This is a genomic window from Dolichospermum sp. UHCC 0315A (assembly GCF_008121535.1).
In the GTDB taxonomy this organism is placed as follows: domain Bacteria; phylum Cyanobacteriota; class Cyanobacteriia; order Cyanobacteriales; family Nostocaceae; genus Dolichospermum; species Dolichospermum lemmermannii.
Genome location: NZ_CP043056.1, coordinates 3,967,948 through 3,986,529, shown reverse-complemented (window position 1 = coordinate 3,986,529; position 18,582 = coordinate 3,967,948). Strand labels below are relative to the sequence as shown.

General features: G+C 36.9%; 17 protein-coding genes. 7 read left to right on the top strand and 10 right to left on the bottom strand.

Annotated features, from left to right (window positions below; translation table 11 throughout):
* Positions 1-6 precede the first annotated feature (6 nt).
* Positions 7-879, top strand: coding sequence for a DNA-binding response regulator (locus BMF77_RS19130; protein ID WP_148765017.1), 873 nt, complete (start codon positions 7-9; stop codon positions 877-879).
* A 62-nt stretch (positions 880-941) separates the two neighbouring features.
* Here the strand turns inward: BMF77_RS19130 and BMF77_RS19125 are convergent, their stop codons facing one another.
* From BMF77_RS19125 to rsmA, 3 genes are read right to left on the bottom strand one after another with little or no spacing between them, the layout of a single operon-like run.
* A complete protein-coding gene (locus tag BMF77_RS19125) occupies positions 942-1,265 on the bottom strand; it encodes a DUF3082 domain-containing protein (protein ID WP_015080977.1) in 324 nt (107 codons plus the stop codon).
* A gap of 6 nt (positions 1,266-1,271) precedes the next feature.
* Positions 1,272-2,216, bottom strand: a complete 945-nt coding sequence (gene ispE, locus BMF77_RS19120; protein ID WP_148765015.1) for a 4-(cytidine 5'-diphospho)-2-C-methyl-D-erythritol kinase — start codon at positions 2,214-2,216, stop codon at positions 1,272-1,274.
* A 54-nt stretch (positions 2,217-2,270) separates the two neighbouring features.
* Entirely contained in the window at positions 2,271-3,089 is an 819-nt protein-coding gene (rsmA, locus tag BMF77_RS19115; protein WP_148765013.1) for a 16S rRNA (adenine(1518)-N(6)/adenine(1519)-N(6))-dimethyltransferase RsmA, read from the bottom strand.
* Between the two features lie 133 nt (positions 3,090-3,222).
* On the opposite strand from rsmA, the gene BMF77_RS19110 reads away from it, so the two are divergent.
* Positions 3,223-3,840 carry a CAP family protein gene (locus BMF77_RS19110; RefSeq protein ID WP_148765011.1) on the top strand — a complete coding sequence of 206 codons (618 nt, stop codon included), beginning with the start codon at positions 3,223-3,225 and terminating at the stop codon, positions 3,838-3,840.
* Between the two features lie 158 nt (positions 3,841-3,998).
* On the opposite strand, the gene hpnI is transcribed toward BMF77_RS19110, so the two are convergent.
* Positions 3,999-5,174 carry a bacteriohopanetetrol glucosamine biosynthesis glycosyltransferase HpnI gene (hpnI, locus tag BMF77_RS19105; protein WP_371735125.1) on the bottom strand — a complete coding sequence of 392 codons (1,176 nt, stop codon included), beginning with the start codon at positions 5,172-5,174 and terminating at the stop codon, positions 3,999-4,001.
* 15 nt (positions 5,175-5,189) lie between these two features.
* Here hpnI and BMF77_RS19100 point away from each other — a divergent pair, with 15 nt between their 5' ends.
* Positions 5,190-6,818, top strand: coding sequence for a cyclic peptide export ABC transporter (locus BMF77_RS19100; RefSeq protein WP_148765009.1), 1,629 nt, complete (start codon positions 5,190-5,192; stop codon positions 6,816-6,818).
* A gap of 106 nt (positions 6,819-6,924) precedes the next feature.
* Complete coding sequence (locus tag BMF77_RS19095; protein ID WP_148765007.1) at positions 6,925-7,308, top strand: DUF2237 family protein; 384 nt, start codon at positions 6,925-6,927, stop codon at positions 7,306-7,308.
* A gap of 329 nt (positions 7,309-7,637) precedes the next feature.
* On the opposite strand, the gene BMF77_RS19090 is transcribed toward BMF77_RS19095, so the two are convergent.
* On the bottom strand, positions 7,638-7,949 hold the full coding sequence (locus BMF77_RS19090; RefSeq protein ID WP_148765005.1) for a hypothetical protein: 312 nt from the start codon (positions 7,947-7,949) through the stop codon (positions 7,638-7,640).
* 219 nt (positions 7,950-8,168) lie between these two features.
* On the opposite strand from BMF77_RS19090, the gene BMF77_RS19085 reads away from it, so the two are divergent.
* From BMF77_RS19085 to BMF77_RS19075, 3 genes are read left to right on the top strand one after another with little or no spacing between them, the layout of a single operon-like run.
* Positions 8,169-9,572 (top strand): hypothetical protein, encoded by a 1,404-nt coding sequence (locus BMF77_RS19085; protein WP_148765003.1) that lies wholly within the window; start codon positions 8,169-8,171, stop codon positions 9,570-9,572.
* Positions 9,569-11,812, top strand: a complete 2,244-nt coding sequence (locus BMF77_RS19080) for a WD40 repeat domain-containing protein (RefSeq protein WP_148765001.1) — start codon at positions 9,569-9,571, stop codon at positions 11,810-11,812. The genes BMF77_RS19085 and BMF77_RS19080 overlap by 4 nt, the downstream gene beginning before the upstream one ends.
* The gene (locus BMF77_RS19075) at positions 11,805-12,872 is read left to right on the top strand and encodes an ATP-binding protein (RefSeq protein ID WP_148764999.1); all 1,068 of its coding nucleotides are present in this window, start codon (positions 11,805-11,807) and stop codon (positions 12,870-12,872) included. The genes BMF77_RS19080 and BMF77_RS19075 overlap by 8 nt, the downstream gene beginning before the upstream one ends.
* A 106-nt stretch (positions 12,873-12,978) precedes the next feature.
* Here BMF77_RS19075 and BMF77_RS19070 read toward each other — a convergent pair whose 3' ends face one another.
* The 5 genes from BMF77_RS19070 to BMF77_RS19050 form a co-directional block, all read right to left on the bottom strand.
* Positions 12,979-13,833: an EndoU domain-containing protein gene (locus BMF77_RS19070; protein ID WP_148764997.1), complete on the bottom strand. Its 855-nt coding sequence runs from the start codon at positions 13,831-13,833 to the stop codon at positions 12,979-12,981.
* Between the two features lie 104 nt (positions 13,834-13,937).
* Positions 13,938-14,990, bottom strand: a complete 1,053-nt coding sequence (locus BMF77_RS19065; protein WP_148764995.1) for a J domain-containing protein — start codon at positions 14,988-14,990, stop codon at positions 13,938-13,940.
* Between the two features lie 84 nt (positions 14,991-15,074).
* Positions 15,075-15,911, bottom strand: coding sequence for a hopanoid biosynthesis-associated protein HpnK (hpnK, locus tag BMF77_RS19060; protein ID WP_148764993.1), 837 nt, complete (start codon positions 15,909-15,911; stop codon positions 15,075-15,077).
* Positions 15,912-16,055: 144 nt separating this feature from the next.
* Positions 16,056-17,489 (bottom strand): hopanoid biosynthesis associated radical SAM protein HpnJ, encoded by a 1,434-nt coding sequence (gene hpnJ, locus BMF77_RS19055; protein ID WP_039205337.1) that lies wholly within the window; start codon positions 17,487-17,489, stop codon positions 16,056-16,058.
* A 223-nt stretch (positions 17,490-17,712) separates the two neighbouring features.
* Complete coding sequence (locus BMF77_RS19050) at positions 17,713-18,543, bottom strand: squalene/phytoene synthase family protein (RefSeq protein WP_148764991.1); 831 nt, start codon at positions 18,541-18,543, stop codon at positions 17,713-17,715.
* Positions 18,544-18,582 lie beyond the last annotated feature (39 nt).

Sequence of the window (18,582 nt, the reverse complement as noted above, 5' to 3'; positions counted from 1 at the left end):
ATAATTATGTCCGTAACAAAAAAAATTATCGTCATTGACAATGAAGTTGTGAATCGCAATTTTGTTTTAGATTATCTTCAGGCTAAGGGCTATCATGGTATAGGTGCAGAAAATGGTATTATTGGACTGCAATTAATCAAAGAATATTTACCTGATTTGGTGATTTGTGAGATGGTAATGCCAGACATGGATGGTTATACTGTATTAAGGAATCTACGGGAGGATAGATTAACGGCAATTATTCCTTTTATTTTTCTAACTGCTATTAATACAAAGGCATCTTTGCGAAAAGCAATGGAATTTGGAGCAGATGATTATTTAACTAAACCTGCAACAACTGATGAGTTATTGCGAGCAATCGCAATTAGATTACAAAAACAGGATCTTTTTAGATCTTGGTATGCTACTAATTTTCCTCAAGTCACATTAGCAGAATTACCCAATACACCAGTAAATTCTCAGTCAATTTTTCCGAATATTCCCCATCTGAAAAAGGTTTTTGATTATATTGAAGCTAATTATCAAGAAGGAATTACTTTATCGGATGTTGCTGAAGCTGTTGGTTATTCTTCTGCATATTTAACCAATCAAGTTGCTAAACAAACAGGAGATCCCATAAATGTTTGGATTATCAAAAGACGAATGGTAGCAGCCCTACCTTTACTGAAAAATACTAATCAAACAATTGAGGAAATTTCTACAAATCTTGGCTATCAAAGTGCTTGTCATTTCTCCCGACAGTTTCGCCAATATAATCATACATCTCCCACAGATTGGCGCAAAAAAAATCAGTTAAATTCAGGTTTGAAAAATAATAACTTGCAATTTATCAAAAATCGCTCACAATTAGTTAAACCTGTAGCTGTCGGGAGGAATTAAGTTAGGAGTTAGAGAAGAAAGCAGGAAGAAGAAAATAACTTCCTATTCCCTATTAGCTGAAACTAACTACTTTTAGGATTGCTTAATTTTTGGATAAAAAGTTGTACTGATAAGGCTAATAAGCCTAATGCAACTAATCCAAATATACCCGCACCCAAGGCTACTATACCTACTACTAGGGTACGGACAGCGGCAGCGATATTGATGACGGTTTGGTTATCAGAATGGTTGGGTTTATTGGCAAAAGTAGTAGCGATCGCTATCATGAGAGAATAGGTAATAAAGGCAAATCCACCCGAAATTGTAGCTCCAGTTATACAGCGTAATGGAGTTGCTTGTACTTGAGTAGAACTATCTGCTGATGACGTTTCTTTTGGTTGATTCATAATAAATTAGGCGATTTTAATTCCATGTTTAATTGTCCGCGTTACAAACAATTCTAAATCCTCATTAGGAATAGCTTCACGTATTCGCTGCTTGACTATTTCTGCTTGAGTTTGAGATTCAACAATGGCAAAGACTGAAGGGCCAGAACCTGACATCATTGTCCCTAAAACCCCTGGTTGACTGGCGAATAATTCCCGCAGTTGCAATACTTGAGGATAAGCTGGTAAGACAACCTTCTCCAAATCATTATGTAGTTCTTGGACAATTTTTTCGGTATTTTTATTCAAGATAGCTTTTACCATGCCTTCTGAATGAAAAGCACTAGCACGAGCCGCTAAACCTTCTGAATCTTGAATATAATTAATCCCAAATTGTTCTCGATAGGTTTTATATGCCCAAGGTGTGGAAACTTCTAAACTGCGATATTTGGCTAATACGATATGTAAATTATCCAAACTTTGTAAAGGAGCGAGTTTTTCACCTCTACCCGTAGCAATTGCCGTTCCTCCAGCAATACAAAATGGCACATCTGAACCGAGATTTGCGCCTAATTCTTCTAGTTCTGATTGAGTTAATCCCAAGTTCCAAAGTAAATCTATTCCTACTAACACCGCTGCGGCATTGGTAGAACCTCCCGCTAAACCAGCAGCAACAGGAATATGCTTTTTAATGGTAATATCAACACCCCCAAAATTACTAAAAGCATTGGGAAATTCCTTAGCCATTAATTCCGCAGCTTTATAAACTAGGTTAGTTTTATCTGTGGGTACTTGGGGATGATCACAGTAGACGCGGATATTATTTGTACTGGCAGGGTGAATATCAATTTGATCAGATAAATCTATACTTTGGAGAATCATTGCTAATTCATGATAGCCGTCGGGACGACTACCAATAATTTCCAAATACAAATTGATTTTGGCAGGTGTAATTAAACTGTAAGAACGCATAACGGTTATAAAAGCAGGGAACAGGGAATAGGGAATAGGGAACAGTAAAGACAACTATTCAGCATTTCCTATCATATTTACCAGTGATACCCATTGGGCAACACCGAGGTCTTCAGCGCGGACTTGGGGATTTATTTCTAATTGTTCCAGTAATTGCGTCAATTGATCACGGTCAATTACCGATTGTAAATTATTTCTTAACATTTTTCGCTTTGACCCAAATCCCAATTTAACTAGAGTTTCCAGCTTCTTGGGGTCATGGGCTGGAATTTCTATTTGTTTAGGAAGTAACCGTACCACAGCGGAATCTACCTTTGGTGGTGGCACAAATGCCGCAGCGGGAACTGTACAAATTAACTCACAATCTGCTAAATATTGTACCCGCACCGATAACGCCCCAAAAGTTCTCGAACCGGGTTTAGCATATAATCTTTCTGCTACTTCTTTTTGTACTAATAAAACGATAGAACCAAAAGGCTCTGGATTGGGATGAGAAATAGTCCCCAGTAACTTTTCAATAATTGGCCCAGTAATATTATAGGGAATATTAGCAACAACTTTATTTTGCTTTTGGAAATTAGGAAATGCTGTTAATTGGGATAGTAAATCAAGAGTCAGAAAATCGCCTTGCAGAAGTAAGAAATTTTCTTTTTCACCCAATTGTTTAGCTAGTAATTTGCACAAATCCCGGTCAATTTCCACTGCTAGTAAAGATTTCACTAGCGGTAATAAACGCCGAGTGAGAATTCCTGTACCGGGGCCAATTTCTAAAACTTTATCAGTTTCCTGACAATTAGCCGCTTGGACAATTGAGTTGAGAGCTTTATCACTTTTTAACCAATGTTGAGCAAACTGTTTACGGGGTTGAATCATTTTGTTAAAAAATATGGCTTTAAAAAAGTATCATATTGTTAGGCGTTTTATGTGTTTTATTTTGTTGACATAAACTTCTTGCCGATAACCTAACTTGTCAAAAATTCATTCTAGTCACAGGACAAATAAAAACATGAATAAATTCTTTTCAACTCTCACTCTAACAACAGGTACAGCTTTAACTCTCATATTAATGGGAATAGCTCCCTCTCAATTTGCCAGTATAATTCCCATGAGTAGCGAACCAGTTTTAGCACAAACATCTATTGATCTAACGACTTTGCGTAGCACTTCTTTATCTAAACATAACAGTTATCGAGCTACTCACCGTAGTCCTAACATGACTATTAGTAGTTCTGCTAACAACACTGCTCAAGCCTGGGCGCAATACCTAGCAACCAATGGATTGTTTCAACACAGCACCTCTGGACAACGGAACAATGCTGGAGAAAACTTGTATGTCTCCTATACTACAGCACCCTCAGTAAACTATGCCGCCCTGGCTAACACAGCAGTTCAGTCATGGTACGATGAAGTCAAATTATATAACTATAATAGTCCAGGATTTTCTTCGGCTACTGGGCATTTTACCCAGGTTGTGTGGAAAAGTAGTACCCAATTGGGTTGTGGTACGGCAAAAGGTACTAAAACTCTGAATGGTACTAAATATAATGCCTTCTATGTTGTCTGTCATTATTTACCTGCTGGTAATGTGCAAGGGCAATTTCCCGCTAACGTGTTAAAACCGTAGTTAAATGGGTGGTTATGAACCGTATCTACATAGGTAAAATCCACCTGTCCAGGTTTTAAAGCTTTGATTTTTCTAAGTCCGCACTGACGGACTTTTTTTTTATGGACTTAATTCAAGAAATAGGGTTTTGATCTTATTAGTATGATCATGAAATAAAATCAGACACCCATTTCTAATTTACCATTTTTAACTAATTTAAACTTTGTCCCTCGCCATTCAATAGTATTACCAAGAAAGCCACAACACCAAATTATAAATCTCACTATATCAGCAACAGGAATTAACCAAAAATACTTTTTAGTAGCTGCATCATTAAGAACTTTTACCCCTATTACCCAAGCCATAATTAATCGCATGAGTAAAGTTATGGATACAACCAACAAAGAGAGAATAGAACCACCACTAGTTATTAATAATAGTAAACTAGAAACTGTGCCAAAAGTAAATATTAATCCTGCATAACCCCCAGGACGAGAAACGCGAATACAACGCGCCCAACGAATTTGGCGATTGATAGAATCTAATAAACTACTATGTCCTAATCCGTGTTCTACAATATAGTTAGACAAAACTACTTTATCCCCGGCTTGAGTTGGTAAATAACCAAGTTGATAGTCGTCTGCTAAATAATCAACTACGGCGGCAAAACCGCCAATTTTTGCTAATGTGGTTTTACGAATGACAATGGTTGAACCCAAAGCAAATTTTATCCCCTCTAATTGTTTACTAACCAAAATACCGGGTTGAAAATCTGTGGCTGTACAAATAGCTTCTAAAATAGTAGCTATTCCTTGGGCTGTGGAACGATATAAACAGGTAACAACACCAACTTTTTCATCTTTTAGCGGTTGAATAACTGTTTGCAAATAGTCTGAACCGACGAGAATATCACTATCAGCAATTACTAAAATATCATGTTTGGCAGCGGTGACAGCATTAGCTAAGTTACTAATTTTCAAATTTGCACCGATAATATGATCTTTCACCACCAAACTAATATCTATTTCTGGGAATTGTTGAATTAGTTTCTCAACTACTTCTATACTAGGGTCTGTAGAACTGCGGACACTAAAAATAATTTGATATTGGGGATAATTTTGTTGACAAAATGAAGCTAAGTTGGTGTAAGTCCCCTTATCAACACCACACAGCGGTTTCAGGATAGTGACAGGGGGATGAAATTTCGGGTTTATGGGAGGGGAGTCACGCAAAAAAGCTATCGCTGTATAAACCCCATAGGTGTAAAATAAAACGGCTGATAAACAAAAAATTAACATCAGGAATAGGGAATCAGGGAGTAAAACAACTGACAACTGACAACTGAAAACTGACAACTGACAATTGACATAATGAATCTAATTTACTTTCTTTTGCGTTCTTCGTGGACAATGGTAGCAATAGCCATTACCACAGGTTTCTTGAGTGGTGGTAGTAGCGCGGGATTAATCGCCCTCATTAGTAGTGCTGCGAGTAAAAGCGATGCTGCACCTCTGACAACTATAGCCTGGGGTTTCGTCGGTTTAGTTACCGTGGCCTTAATTACCGGCGTGATTTCCCAAATCATGTTAATTCGCTTATCTCAAAATGCGGTTTTGCAATTAAGAATGCGGTTAAGTCGGCAAATATTAGCCTCGGAATTAAGTCATTTAGAACAATTAGGAAATCCCCGCTTATTAGCAACTTTAACAGAAGATGTCCAAGCTGTAGCTAATGCTGTCTATGTCATTCCCTTTTTATGTATTGATATGTCCATGGCTTTGGGGTGTTTACTATATATAACTTGGCTATCTTGGTTAGTATTTATCATGGTTGTGGTTTTAATGCTAGTCGCTATTGGTAGTTGTAAATGGTTATTAGATAGAGGAGAAAAATTATTAGCTTTAGCCCGTGAAGATCAAGATGCCTTATTTAATAACTTTAGCACTATTACAGCCGGAATCAAAGAACTCAAAATCCACTATCAACGCCGACAATTTTTCCTCAGCAATCGTCTAGAAGCCACAGCCAGCAGATTTAGAAATCATAATGTCCAAGGTTTAACTTTGTTTGCCACAACTACCAGTTGGGGTAAATTAATATTTTTCTTTGCCATTGGTTTTGTCCTCTTTATTTTACCGCATTTATTCGCCATTGATGCCGAAACTTTATCAGGTTATATTCTCACATTTACTTATTTAATGTTGCCCATGGATAATATTTCCAATAATTTACCATTAATTAGTAAAGCCAGTGTTGCTTTACAAAAAATCGAATCTTTGGGTTTATCTTTAGCCAGTCGTGGAGAAGTTGCCACTGCACCGCCTGATTCTCTCACAAATTGGCATAGTTTACAACTTCAAAATATTACTCACACTTATTACACAGATAAAGAAGATAGTAGTTTTATTCTTGGTCCAATTAATCTTACCCTTTATCCCCAAGAATTAGTTTTTATTGTTGGTGGCAATGGTAGCGGTAAATCATCTTTAGCTAAATTAATTACAGGTTTATATATTCCTGAAAATGGCGAAATTATCTTAGATGAAAATTTGATTACAGAAAATAACCGTGAATGGTATCGTCAACATTTCTCTGTAGTATTTTCAGATTTTTATTTATTTGAAGAACTACTAGGATTAGAAAATAATAACTTAGATATTCAAGCCCAAAAATATTTAGAGAAATTGCAACTTGATCATAAAGTCAAAATCGAAAATGGGCAACTTTCCACTACCTCCCTTTCTCAAGGACAAAGAAAACGCCTCGCATTACTAACAGCATATTTAGAAAATCGGCAAATTTATCTATTTGATGAATGGGCTGCTGATCAAGATCCCTTATTCAAAGATATATTCTATACTCAATTATTGCCAGAATTAAAAGCACAGGGAAAAACAATTTTAGTAATTAGTCATGATGATCATTATTTTCATTTAGCCGATAGAATTATTAAATTAAACTATGGTAAAATTGAATTTGATAAACTTCCACAAACTTAGAAAATCAGGACTTATCCAAAATATCTCTCAAACCCTCTTTTCTCTGCGTCCTCTGCGCCTCTGCGGTTCGTTTTCCCTAATAAATAATAATTGTGAGGAATTAATCATGACAGAAGCTAAAAACGTACTGGGTACAAAATTAGAAATTTGCTGCACTTCTCCCATGACTGGATTTTACCGTGACGGGTTTTGTACCACAGGTGGACAAGATATGGGAATGCACGTCGTTTGCGCTCAAGTTACAGAGGAATTTTTGCAATATACTAAATCCCAAGGTAATGATTTGAGTACACCTGCACCTTATTTTAGTTTTCCCGGCTTAAAACCCGGTGATTGCTGGTGTTTATGCGCTGCAAGGTGGCAAGAAGCCCTAGAAGATGGTGTAGCACCGACCGTGGTTTTAGAAGCTACTCATGCTAGGGCGTTAGAAGTTTGTAATTTAGCAGATTTGCAAAAACATCGGGTAATTCGTAATGAGGAAAATGGGTAATAATTATTAGCAAATATAGCAATAGTATATGAATTTTGAAAAAATCTGGGTAGCCAGTAGCCAGGGAATAAATTCCCTGTCTCAAAGCTGAAGTCGGTTAAAACCGACTGTTTTTAGAGTGCGTTTTAACGCACTTTAGCTATTAGCCCGGAAATTGATTTCCGGGTGGGTGTGGAAGCTGACAGATAAACCCAATAAACCGCCTGGGAATGAATTCCCAGTCTCATAGCTAAAGTCATCTAAAGATGACTAAAGAATAGAAAATTTTAAAATTGGGTAGGGGTTTAGCATTGCTAAACCCTTACAGCTATGATCTCAAACTAATACCCTTATTTACTATTGTTTAGGATTTCACAGCTTTCTAACAGTTCTTTTAATTCATTCTTGCTATCATTGGCAGATTTAAAACCAACCACACTAGAAATTACACCAATACCGATGTTAAGATGGGTTTGTTCAATTTTGCCAGTGTAAAATAAAGCAACACTACCAAAAGTAAAAACTGCTGATACTGTACCGATGGCAATTTTAACTTTATATCCTAACTGAATTTGCCAAATGTACGCATTGAAAGCTTGCTTTTGTTGTTCTGGGGTGAGTTTTGGGTTTTGAGGTTTAGTTTTATTAAACAGGTTCAACATAACTGTTATCTCCTTTAATTAACTTGGTAATTTGTTTAACTATTGATATCTTATAGAGGGTTTTAAAAATGGAAAAGATGAAAAAAGGGTTGTCTTCTGGAAAATATTGCCCTAAATTTTAGGGAATGTAGGGAAATAAAAATACCCCAAATTCCCTAGACAACAATAATCCATATTTGCTATAGTCTAAAAAAGTTAATCTACTACTAATATATATTTATGACTCAATCAGGAAAAGTACAAAGTAGTCAGTCAGGTAAAGATAAACTCAAAGCAGAATATAGAAGAGCAGGTTTTACTATTCAAGGTTTAGCAACAGAAGCAAAGACCAATGAAGATATAATTAAATATTTAATAGGACAAAAGACTCAAAAAGTAACAGCAGTTGATAGATACGTTATAGAAAATGTTGTGAATGCTATAAATCAAGGACTTGAAAACAACAGTATAGTTGAAAGACTAACACCATCAGATATAGTTGATGATTGGTTTCCACGACTAATACCAACAGAATTTCAAACCGTAATTGATGATAAAACAAACCTATTTTGCGGTCGAAAATTTGTATTTAATGCTATCAGCAAATTTATCAAAGATCACAAAAGTGGATATTTTACCATCCTTGGTGATGCGGGAATGGGTAAAAGTGCCATAGCTGCCAAATATATAGTAGATCATCCTGGGACAATTTGCTTTTTTAATATTCGCGCTGAAGGTAGAAATCGTCCCGATGTATTTCTGAAATTAATTCGTCAACAATTAACCCAAAGATTTGATTTACAGAATGTAGAAAATGATGATTTATCAACTTTATTAATTAAAGCTAGTCAAAAATTGTCTGATTTTGAAAATTTAGTAATTGTCATTGATGCTTTAGATGAAGTTGATCAAGATGACAACGGAAATCTATTAAATTTACCGATGTATTTGCCGGAAAAGGTTTACTTGATTCTCACCAGAAGACCTTATAATTTAGATGATAAAAGATTAACTCTTTCCCCCGATACTAAATATCAAGAATTAGATTTGAGGGAATATCAGGATAAAAGTAATGATGATGTAAAAGCCTATATTTTAGAATTTCTCGGTTTAGAACCATATAAAGCAGGTTTAGAAAAGTGGATTAATCAACAACATGATTTGAGTAAACCAAAATTTGTAGATACTATCGCCGCTAAAAGTGAAAATAATTTCATGTATTTACGCTATGTTTTAGAAGCAATTGCAGAGGGATTTTATCAAGATGAAAAACTAGAACAATTACCCGCAGGTTTACAGGGATATTATCAGAGTCATTGGCGCATTATGGGAATGAGTAAGAAACCTTTACCCAAGGATAAAATTAAAATCATTTATGTAATGTGTGCTTTAAAAAGTTCTGTATCCCGTGAGATGATTGTCAAATATTCCCAGGAAGATGATCTCACGGTGCAGGAAGTTATTAAAAGTTGGACACAGTTTTTACAGGAACAAAAAACTTATCAACCGCCCCGTTATCGCTTTTATCATGAAAGTTTCCGAGATTTTTTACAACGTCAGGATATTGTCGAAGCTGCGGGGGTAAGTTTACGAGAAATTTATGCGGAAGTTGCTAATAATATGGATGAAGGATTAATACTATGAGTAACTTTCGCAGTTTTTTTGATAAAAAGTCAGAGGAAGCAAAAGAACAGTTTTTAGGTGAATATCTTCAATTACGATTAAAGAATAAAGAATATGAAAAACTGTTTAAACTATTATCCAACTACTATTTTATCGAAGCAAAAATTAATCATCCCTTATTTGGAGTGCAAGCACTGATTGAAGATTATGATTTATTAGATAATTCTGAAATCAGGAATAATTCAAAGTATGCGGAAACTGTCAAAGCGTTAAAATTAATTCAAGGTGCTTTATCCAGAACAACACATATAATCTTTCAAGATCCAAAACAACTTAAAGGGCAGCTATCAGCACGACTAACATATTTTGATTTACCAGAAATTAAAAATTTATTATCACAAATCGCCACGGATCAAAATATAGATTTAGATTTATATAGTTTAATAGGTAGCCTCACACCTCCTGGTGGTGGTAGATTAATTCGCACCCTTGAAGGTCATAGTAACTCGGTAAGTGTGATCGCACTCACACCCGATGGCAAAACCGTGATTTCTGGTTCTGATGACAAGACTATCAAAATCTGGGATGTGGTCACAGGAACAGAAAAGTTCACCCTTGAAGGTCATCGTAACTTGGTAAGTGCGATCGCAGTTACACCCGATGGAAAAACCGTGATTTCTGGTTCAGTTGACAAGACTATCAAAATCTGGGATGTGGTCACAGGAACAGAAAAGTTCACCCTTCAAGGTCATCGTAACTCGGTAAGAGCGATCTCAGTTACACCCGATGGAAAAACCGTGATTTCTGGTTCAGTTGACAACACTATCAAAATCTGGGATTTGGACACAAGAACAGAAAAGTTCACCCTTCAAGGTCATAGTTACTGGGTAAGAGCGATCGCAGTTACACCCGATGGAAAAACCGTGATTTCTGGTTCACGGGACAACACTATCAAAATCTGGGATTTGGACACAAGAACAGAAAAGTTCACCCTTCAAGGTCATAGTAGCTGGGTAAGAGCGATCGCAGTTACACCCGATGGCAAAACCGTGATTTCTGGTTCTGATGACAACACTATCAAAATCTGGGATTTGGACACAGGAACAGAAAAGTTCACCCTTCAAGGTCATCGTAACTCGGTAAGAGCGATCTCAGTTACACCCGATGGAAAAACCGTGATTTCTGGTTCTGATGACAACACTATCAAAATCTGGGATTTGGACACAGGAACAGAAAAGTTCACCCTTCAAGGTCATCGTAACTCGGTAAGTGCGATCTCAGTTACACCCGATGGAAAAACCGTGATTTCTGGTTCTGATGACAACACTATCAAAATCTGGGATGTGGTCACAGAAACAGAAAAGTTCACCCTTCTAGGTCATAGTAGCCGGGTAAGTGCGATCGCACTCACACCCGATGGCAAAACCGTGATTTCTGGTTCACGGGACAACACTATCAAAATCTGGGATTTGGACACAAGAACAGAAAAGTTCACCCTTGAAGGTCATCGTAACTGGGTAAGAGCGATCGCAGTTACACCCGATGGAAAAACCGTGATTTCTGGTTCTGATGACAACACTATCAAAATCTGGGATTTGGACGCAGAAACAGAAAAGTTCACCCTTCTAGGTCATCGTGACTCGGTAAATGCGATTGCACTGACACCCGATGGAAAAACCGTGATTTCTGGTTCATCTGACAAAACCATCAAAATCTGGGATTTGGACACAAGAACAGAAAAGTTCACCCTTCTAGGTCATAGTAGCTGGGTAAGTGCGATCGCACTCACACCCGATGGCAAAACCGTGATTTCTGGTTCACGGGACAACACTATCAAAATCTGGGATTTGGACACAAGAACAGAAAAGTTCACCCTTGAAGGTCATCGTAACTGGGTAAGTGCGATCGCACTCACACTCACACCCGATGGCAAAACCGTGATTTCTGGTTCTGATGACAACACTATCAAAATCTGGGATTTGGTAACAGGTGCAGAAAAGTTCACCCTGGAAGGTCATGGTAAATGGGTAAGTGCGATCGCACTCACACCTGATGGAAAAAGCGTGATTTCTGGTTCAGATGACAACACCATCAAAATCTGGGATTTAGCAACCAGAAAGGAAATAGCAACTTTCACCGGAGAAAGTCCTATATTAATATTATGCTGTGCAGTTGCTCCCGATGGGGTGACAATCGTTGCAGGGGAAGAATCAGGAACTTTACATTTTCTGCGTTTGCAAGGAAAGGTGACAGATGAATAGTTTATCTTTCTCTGCTTCAGCAAAGAGTGAAAATTTTGTAGGTCGTGATTTTATCTTCACTGCTATTAATAAATTTCTCCACCGTTACCCCAAGGGTTATTTCACCATTGTCGGTGTACCCGGTAGCGGTAAAAGTGCCATTCTTGCCCAATTTGTGCGCCAAAATCCCCATACTATTTATTACAATGCCCAAATTGCTGGTAAAAATCGAGTTGAGGCATTTTTTCCAGAGGTTTGTACACAGTTAAATTTATTGTTAGAGAATTTATCTAGCACCTCTCCCCAACCCTCCCCGCAAACGATGACAGAGACAGGATTTATCAATGCACATGAGGGAAGTTGGTTATTTTCTACTTTATTGCAACAAGTCAGCGAGAATTTACCAGATCAGAAAATAATTATTGTGATTGATGGTTTGGATGGAATTGATATAAATAGTCAAGCTGTAGGCACGAATTTATTTTATCTACCGCGATATTTACCGGATCAAATTTATTTTATTTTCGCTCGTCGTCCCTATCAAAAATCCCATTCTGGCTTGTTAATTGAAGCACCTTCACAGGTTTTAGATTTAGCAGATTATCCAGTGGAAAATCGGCAGGATATTAAAGCATATATTCGGAAGAAACGAACCGCAGAGACGCAGAGTTCGCAGAGAAATATAATTGAATTAATTAATGAAAATGAAGATAATTTTATGTATGTGCAGCAGGTTTTAAAAGCTATGGCTGATGGTTTTTATTCTGTCAATAATTTTGACCAAATTCCCCTAGATTTAGAAACCTATTATCAACAACATTGGCAAAAGATGCAAGGTGATGGTTTATCTGATGTTGCGATGGATATTTTGCGGGTTTTAACTGCTGAAGAAACTCAACCAATGTCAACGGTAGCTATTAGTCAAATTATCAAGGCTGATGTTTTTGATGTGGCGGAAATTATGGAAACTTGGTTAGAATTTCTGCAAGAAATACACACAAATAAAGAAACTAAATATCAATTATATCATCAGAGTTTCCGGTTATATCTTCATGATTACAGCACTTTGCGTAACATTTAAATACAATAATTAAAGGAATAATTTGCAAAATCAAGATGAAACCTATCTCAGTCACGCAAAGAGCTGTATATCATTTTAGTTTTCCTGGTTTATTAATTGAAAGTTACTAAACCTGACATTCTGGATTTTTTCGATAATCAGGAGTAGCATCAGGATAAAAGGTACGAATACCACCTTTTTTAGCAACAAAAACATTAACAAATGTTTTCTTATCATCAGTTACAGTCAGCAAACAAGCTTTAGATGTAGGTTCTGAATTGGGGTTATTTTTGTATGCTTTCGCTGCAATTGTTAAAATCTCTTCTGCATTGAGGGTGTAACCATATCCTTTTAGTGGATCATTCACAGTGCTTCCACCCACTTTCATTCTCACACCAAAGGAATAAACAGCACCTGGTTTAACTTCAGATGTACTCACAGACTTGGGTAAAATTCCAGCAATACGTTTATTTTGTAAATCCAAATAACGTCCAGCAAAATGTAAACCACCAATTTTATTTTTTTCTGGTTCACCACAAAAAACATGATCAAATCCTTTAGCATTAAACCAAAGATTAGTTAGATCTTCCAGAAATTCTTGATTAGAAGTTCTTTTGGGAAAAATATAACCCCCAAGATTATTTTTAATATTGCTGAAAACATCGGGAAAACTGTTAAACATGGTTTTAAAACTAGCGGGTTTAACTACTGTTCCCACTTCTCCACACAGTTGATTAACTGCTATATCAAACTTATTCAACACAGGAGGGGGAGGAGTTAAATCTTGTACACCACCAAATTTAACCTTGACAGGATTCTTAGTATTGTCAAAGAAAGGTAAAAATTCCTCTGCACTCACTAAACTGGGACTAAATAGAGTGGTGATGAAAAATAGTTCCGCTGCTAAAATTAAGCACCGAAATTCATGCAAATTTTTACAAATTTGAACATTGATGGTTTTAGACAGGAGGTTTAACATCATTGAAATCTCACTAGTATTTGAGTATGATTATGAATACTTACACATTACTAATATGAAACTATATAGTAGTGTCAATTATTCTTAATAAATCTTGAAATAATTTGCTAATTAAAATCCATCATCCCCCCAAATTCTTCCATCATTCTTTCCAGTAGTTCTTCCATCATATCTTCCTGTACAGAACGGAGACTTTCTGGTCCTGCGAGAAATTCTTTAATAGTGATCTTTTTATCTTTAAAGTCTTGAACAAAATCACGAATTTCCACAACTAGCTTAGTTTGAGCTTGCATGGTTTCCAGCATCAATTCAATACAATCAACACCTTGTTTAGCTGCTTTTTTGTAATCCGCAACCATTGATCCTTCCGGGGTATTTTTTGCTAACCGGAGTTCCTGTTTCAACTTCTCATATTGATTTTTGAGAATTTGATTGTGTTGTTCTATATTTCTACATCTGCGACTTAAATCATCTTCGCTATTATTATCAATTGTTTCTCCGACTTCATATTTACGTTCAATTTCCAAAAGTCGCGCTAAATCTCCATCTTGGTAAGCTTTATTAATTTCCTTCATTATTTCCGTGTGAGTCATTTGGGTTTCATTATCTTTAACCTTATCAGGGTGAAAAATTTCCGCTAACCGCAAAAATGTCTGTCGGATTTTTCTAGATTCATCTGTTCTCGCTACTGTGGGAGATTCTGAATCTTGTTCTGCTTCCCAAAATTGACGACGACGTTGATGATTTTCTTGAGAATCATTATCTTCAAATAGTTCATCTAATTCTTCATCATCATCTTCTTCTTCTTCAATAGGTTTATAACTAATAACTCCTCCCATTTGTAAACTTCTGTATAGTGATTGGATATTTTTCTGGGTTTGCTTTCCCATTTTTCTTGTATTTAAAATTTCGGCAAACAAAGCATGAATTTCTGCATCTAATTCGGCCATTGTTTGCATATTTGGACTAACTCGATGAAATACCTCTGTCGCTAAAGAACGCATTTTTTCGACAAAGTTATTTAATTCTGTCCGCTTTTTCTTAATTTGCTTTAATAGAGATTGGTGTTCTTTCTCTAAACCCGCTAACTGGAGATGTAAGTCAGAAAGAGCTAGGGGAGTTACTGTAGTTGAGGATGTTGTTTTTGTTTTGCGTGCCATAGCAGATGCAATTAATATCAGGGTTGATAAACGAACACAATTAATATTATATTTTAAATATTGATATTTATAGAAGATTTTAAATTAAATTAACTGGTTATAATTACTTAATTTAAAACCTTTCATAGTCAATAATTCCCGCACTTGCTTACTCAACAAAGCCGCTAATTCTACGTCACCACCGTTATTTATCTCAGTATTCACTAAATCAGGATGAGAATAAATTTCTACTAATTCCGCTTCTATTTGCGGTATCAAACCGAGTAAATATTCTTCGCTCATGTCACCAGTTTGTAACAATCCATAAACCCTGTCAGCAAATTTAATTTGATTCGCTTTTAATAAACCTTCTCCATAACGGCGTAATTGTCCAAAAACAATAGACCAAATTATTTTAGTGAATAAATTACGGTTATCAATTTTGAGGTTTTTGCTTAATTCTTCTGAAGGTAGACGAATAAATTTAATCTGAAATTCCGCGGCAAATTCTGTTAAAATATTCAAAATTACAGGATGTACATGAAGGTGCAAATGTCCATCAACATGAGCAAGATTTAAACCAGAATCCCGAAATTTTTCTAATTGAGCAGATATTTCTAACCGCAATTCTGCACGGGTAGCAGGATTAAATTGATAACTTAATCCTGCTTGAGTGGGATTATCGGAAAAATTACCTTGAGAGTCCACTAAATGGGGAATTTGTGCAGGTGGTAAAACCGATTTACCGCACACTAAAACCAGGTGTAAACCCACTGCTAAATGAGGGTGATTTTTTGCCAGTGCGATCGCATTTTGTGCAGCATCACCACTTACCATTAAACTAGTGCTAGTTAAAATGCCTTCCTCATGGGCTTGAATAATCGCTGCATTCACACCCTGGGAAAACCCGAAATCATCAGCATTAATAATTAAATAAGACATGGATAAAAAGTGATGATGATTAAAAATGTCAGAATCAGGATAACCAGGATTAAAGGATTAACAGGATTAATTAAAAAATTCTCAGAAGATAATTAAATCAAATCCTCAACATCCTTAAATCTTGTAAATCCTGATTCTGACGATTTACCTAGCTAAAGCTTGAGTGCGACGGTCATTCAAATAACCAAAGAACTCCTTACCTTCCCGCAAACGACGCACTAACATTTGTCTATCAGCCAGCATTTCCCGCACAATGGGAATAATCGCTTTGGGACGGAAGTAAAATTTGCGATACATTTTTTCAACCGAATCTTCAATTTCTGCACTAGAAAGACTTGGATATTGCAAAGTTGAAGTTTGAATACCAGAAGTTGCTACTAAAGACTCATTCGCAAACCAACCCTTTTCTCTGGCCTGTTCATACAATTCTGTACCAGGATAAGGTGCAGCAATAGAAACTTGAATTGTATGGGGACTTAATTCACAAGCAAAACGAATTGTTTCTTCTACAGTTTCTTTCGTTTCTATCGGCAACCCGATAATAAAAGTTCCATGGACAGTAATACCAAGTTTGTGGCAATTCTTCATGAATTCTCGCGCCACTTCTAGCTTAATACCTTTTTTGATATTATTGAGAACTTCTTGATTACCAGATTCAAAACCTACTAATAACAAGCGTAATCCGTTATCCCGTAAAGTTTTGAGAGTATCATAATCTAAATTAGCACGGGCATTGCAACTCCAAGTTAAATTGAGTCGCTTCATGTGTTTACTAATAGCGATCGCTCGATGTTTGTCAATGGTAAAAGTATCATCATCAAACATATACTCCCGCACCTTGTCCCCAAAGAGAACCTTGGCTTCTTCCATTTCTCTGCCTACGGCATCGGGGCTTTTATGACGGTATAAATGTCCGCCAATAGTTTGCGGCCACAAACAAAAAGTACATTTTGCTGGACAACCACGCCCAGTATAAAAAGAAATGTAAGGATGTTGCAAATAGCCAATGAAATATTTACTAATATCTAAATCACGGGCATAAACTGGCAACACACTGGGCATAGCATCCCAGTCATGAATTAAAGGACGTTCTTCCGTTTGGTGGATATTTCCCAACTTATCCCGGTAACTCAAACCCTTGATTTCATCCCAAGGTTTCCCTTCTGCCAATTCTTTACAGGTATAATCGAATTCATTGCGGCAGACAAAATCAATAACCGGATTTTCCCGTAAAGTTGCCTCTGGTAAAACCGCAACGTGCGCCCCTACAAAGCCAATTTGCACATTGGGATTTTGCGCTTTGATCGTTTCTGCACACTTCACATCATTAGCCAAAGAAGGCGTGCTGGTGTGCATAATCACCAATTCGTAATCCTTGGCAATTTTCAGCACATCATCCACTGTCTGCCCATGAGGAGGTGCATCAACTAACCTGCTGCCAGGAACTAAAGCCGCAGGTTGTGCTAACCAAGTCGGATACCAAAAAGAAGTAATTTCTCGTTTTGCTTGATACCGCGCCCCCGCACCACCATCAAAACCATCAAAAGAAGGTGGACTCAAAAATAAAGTAGTTTTCATGAATATTTTTCTTGTCAGTTGTTAGTTGTTAGTTGTTAGTTGTCAACTTAAGCCAACCAGGGAATGAATTCCCTGTCTAAAAGCTAAACTCGGTTAAAACCGACTACTTTGACATAAATAGGATAGTTTTTGATCTTGAGTTAACCAGAGTGCGTTTTAACGCACTTTAGCTTTTAGACCGGAACTTAAGTTCCGGGCGGATTTGTTCCCCATACCCTATTTCCTAACTAGCTTTAGCGTTCACACCCATGAGGTTTTCAATCAGGGAAACAACATCACTACGAGTGAGTTTTTCCTTACCACTAGCCAAAGCATCTAGAGTACCATGAGCTAAAGCTAGAGGAATTTGGCAAAATTGCAAAGCCGGTCCATTTGGCAAAGAGTTCGTATAGGCATCTGCTAGAATGAGATTGCGACGGGCATATTTTTGGAGATGATCATTATCCCAACCTGCTGGGTAAAAATTGACTCCACGAGTTAAATCCTCACCATTGTTTCGCAGAATATTTACTGCTTGCAAACCCCTACCAAATCCTATGGCTTGAGTGCGGTTGCTTTGAGTTCCATCATACCAATTCCATAAATCTGAGAGCAACAAGCCCACAGCACCAGCTACCCCAAAGGTATAACGGTCTAAATCCGCCTCTGTTTCTATTTGCCAATTTCTATCTGCCCAATAAGCCATTCTATCAGCCATTGCGGCTGTTGCATCCCAAATTCGCGGGGCAATGCTTTCGGGTGCTAATATTGACCATTCTCTAATGCGTAAACTGACTTCTTGTAAAGAATTTTCGTAACCTTTAAATCCTACAGAGAAAGCATCAAGGGGAAAACCATCTATTCCCGCTTGCAATGTTAGACTAATATTCTGCAACAGGCGTTTTTTAGTCCCATTATCCAAATTTGGATCATCTTCAATTTGGTCAATGGCGCGCATACACAAGTATGCTGATGCCACTGCTTCTTGTAATCCTGATGGTAAAATACTAATTGGGATATAAAAAGTTCTACTAGTGTCTTTAAGGATTTGCAACGCATCTCCACGTAAATCCATTTTGTTCACTCCTCTCTTGATTTGCACACCACACCTAAT